General features: G+C 56.6%; 3 protein-coding genes. All 3 read left to right on the top strand.

Annotated elements, in window-relative coordinates:
- Positions 1-133 precede the first annotated feature (133 nt).
- On the top strand, positions 134-1,087 hold the full coding sequence (locus HP546_RS28280; protein WP_172232530.1) for a PDR/VanB family oxidoreductase: 954 nt from the start codon (positions 134-136) through the stop codon (positions 1,085-1,087).
- Between the two features lie 38 nt (positions 1,088-1,125).
- Complete coding sequence (locus HP546_RS28275; RefSeq protein WP_172232527.1) at positions 1,126-2,199, top strand: aromatic ring-hydroxylating dioxygenase subunit alpha; 1,074 nt, start codon at positions 1,126-1,128, stop codon at positions 2,197-2,199.
- 146 nt (positions 2,200-2,345) lie between these two features.
- On the top strand, positions 2,346-3,070 hold a 725-nt coding region (locus HP546_RS28270), incomplete at its 3' end, for an alcohol dehydrogenase catalytic domain-containing protein (protein ID WP_172232524.1).

Genomic DNA, 3,070 nt, shown 5'->3' with positions numbered 1-3,070 from the left:
TCGCGATCCATTCGCCTCCCGCGTGTCTAGCCAGAAAGCTGGGCTACCTCCGTTCGCACCAGGCTGACCTCCCCACAGCCGAGTTAACCACCTGTAATTTTTTCGTAGCCACTTAAGTGTGGAGGGGTAAGTAATGCTTCAAGTCAACGTCAGCCGAAAGGCAAACGAAGCTGAAGGTGTATGTAGCTTTGAATTGTGTCCCGTGAATGGTGAAACCTTGCCACCCTTCGATGCCGGTGCTCACATCGATGTCCATATTCCTGGTGGGCTCATTCGCCAGTACTCGCTGTGCAATGACCCCCGACAGCGCAACCGCTATCTGATCAGTGTCCTCAAGGAGCCCAACTCCCGTGGTGGGTCAGAAGCGATGCACTCGGTAGTCGATCAGGGCGACAAACTGACCATCAGTGCGCCCCGTAACCTATTCAAGTTGGATCATAGCGCTGCGCGTCATCTGCTTTTTGCGGGTGGTATCGGCATCACCCCGATCCTTGCTATGGCATTTGAGCTTGACCATCAAGGAGCTGACTTTGAGCTTCACTACTGCTTCCGCTCCTCCGAGCGAGCAGCCTTCGTCACAGCCCTCGCTGAAGCACCATTCGCGGATCGCGTAGTACTTCACGATGACAGCGGCCCGCAACAGCAGAAACTGAATGCTGCCGCGCTACTCGACACTGTCGATGAGGGACGCCATCTCTACGTTTGTGGCCCCTCCGGGTTCATGAACCATGTCCTTGAGACAGGTGCGGCTGCTGGCTGGCCGCAGGAACGCATGCACCGAGAGTTCTTTGCCGGGCAAGCGACTGATCAGAGTTCCAACATCAGCTTCGAGGTAGTGCTCGCCCGCAGCGGAAAAACCTTCGAGATTCCTGCTGACCGTACCGTGTTCGAAGTATTGGACGATGCAGGGGTCGAAATTGAGACCTCCTGTGAGCAAGGTGTCTGTGGGACCTGCGTGACGCGCGTGCTCGAAGGCATCCCTGACCACAGGGACCAGTTCATGACGGCAGATGAGCACGCCAGGAATGATTGCTTTACACCTTGTTGTTCCCGGTCCAAATCGCCTCGACTCGTGCTTGACCTTTAACTTCAAATAAAAACACTTACCGTTAAACGGAGACCACTATGGCTGCCGACCCACTGTCACTTGCCCACGATATTTCGCCCGCCAAACCTTCCACATTCCCGCTCAATCAATGGTATGTGGCTGCCCTGGGTTGGGAGCTCAAGGATCGCCCCATTGGCCGAACGTTGCTGAACAAATCAGTTGTAATGTTCCGCACAGGGGATGGCACGGTTGCAGCACTTGAAGATCGCTGCTGCCATAGGGCTTTGCCGCTATCCGACGGGACCCTTGAAGCGGGTGGCCTTCGCTGTGGCTATCACGGCCTGTTGTTCAATGAGGCAGGGAAATGCATTGAAATTCCTGGGCAAGACAAAATTCCGAGCAAGGCAAAGGTAGCGGCTTTCCACGTTGTTGAAAGAGATCAAATCGTCTGGATCTGGTTCGGGAGCCCCGAACACCCTGAGCCTGTCGGTGAACCTCCAGCCTACGACGTGCACAGCAGTGGCGAGTATCTTTTTGATGGTGATGTTTACCACTATGATGCCCCCTATCAACTCATTCACGACAACCTGATGGACCTTAGCCACCTGGGTTACGTCCATCTGCGCACGATCGGTGGAAATGCCAGCATTCACATGAATGCGAAAATGACCGTGGACAGTGACGAAAAGCATGTTCGTGTCGTTCGCCACATGCCTGGCTCCGTTCCGCCTCCGACATACGTCGCCGCTTACCCATTCAAAGATACAGTCGACCGGTGGCAGGAAATTGAATTCCACATCAGCCACCTACGCATCTGGACAGGTGCTGCAGATGCAGGAACGGAGTCCCTGGATAATCCAGGACGTGGGGGGTTCCACATGCGAGGATTCCACGGTGTCACCCCAGAGACCGAAACTACCAGCCACTACTTCTGGACGATCGCCACGAATCCGAAAAGCAATCATGAAGAAGTCAAGGCGAAGGTCGTGCAACAAACCATGATGACGTTCGATGAAGACAAGGTAGTCATCGAGTCTCAATACAGGAACATGTGCCGATTCGGTCAGCGGCCCATGATTGATATCCATGTCGATGCAGGCGCCAACAGAGCCCGCCGAATCATAGAAAAACTTTGCAACTCCATAAGTTGAGTGCGCAGTGCATTTATATCGTGCGGGTATCTATGCACTTTTTTTACATGCAATGATTGCAACACTGCCCCGCCCGGGGCTCTCTGAAGCACTCATCACCCGAGTGTAACTTGTTCAAGACCACTACAAGAGAGTGAGGCATCGTTATGTCCGGAAATCGTGGCGTTGTATATCTCGGCGCCGGTAAGGTAGAGGTGCAAACTATTGATTACCCCAAAATGCAGGACCCGCGGGGCAAGAAGATCGAGCACGGCGTGATCCTCAAGGTGGTTTCCACCAACATCTGCGGCTCCGACCAGCACATGGTTCGCGGCCGCACCACTGCCCAGGTCGGCTTGGTGCTGGGGCACGAGATCACCGGCGAAATCGTCGAGCTGGGCCGTGACGTCGAACGCCTGAAAATCGGTGACCTGGTGTCGGTACCGTTCAACGTCGCCTGCGGGCGTTGCCGCTCGTGCAAAGAGATGCACACCGGTGTCTGCCTGACCGTCAACCCGGCCCGCGCCGGCGGCGCCTACGGTTATGTCGACATGGGCGACTGGACCGGAGGCCAGGCCGAATACGTGCTGGTGCCGTATGCCGACTTCAACCTGCTGAAACTGCCGGATCGCGACAAGGCCATGGAAAAGATCCGCGACCTGACCTGCCTGTCCGACATCCTGCCGACCGGCTACCACGGCGCCGTCACTGCCGGTGTAGGCCCAGGCAGCACCGTCTACGTCGCCGGTGCCGGTCCGGTCGGCCTGGCCGCTGCGGCCTCGGCACGCCTGCTGGGCGCCGCCTGCGTAATCGTCGGTGACCTCAACCCGCTGCGCCTGGCCCACGCCAAGTCGCAGGGCTTCGAAGTGGTCGACCTGTCCAAGGACACCCC

Source organism: Pseudomonas sp. CM25, from assembly GCF_013179705.1.
GTDB lineage: Bacteria > Pseudomonadota > Gammaproteobacteria > Pseudomonadales > Pseudomonadaceae > Aquipseudomonas.
The sequence above is the reverse complement of the archived record's forward strand: the minus strand, read 5'-3'. Positions and strand labels throughout refer to the sequence as shown.

Bases quoted from the DNA above. Each gene is read 5' to 3' on its own strand.
- HP546_RS28280 (WP_172232530.1), top strand. From the start codon at position 134: ATGCTTCAAGTCAACGTCAGCCGAAAGGCAAACGAAGCTGAAGGTGTA.
- HP546_RS28275 (WP_172232527.1), top strand. From the start codon at position 1,126: ATGGCTGCCGACCCACTGTCACTTGCCCACGATATTTCGCCCGCCAAA.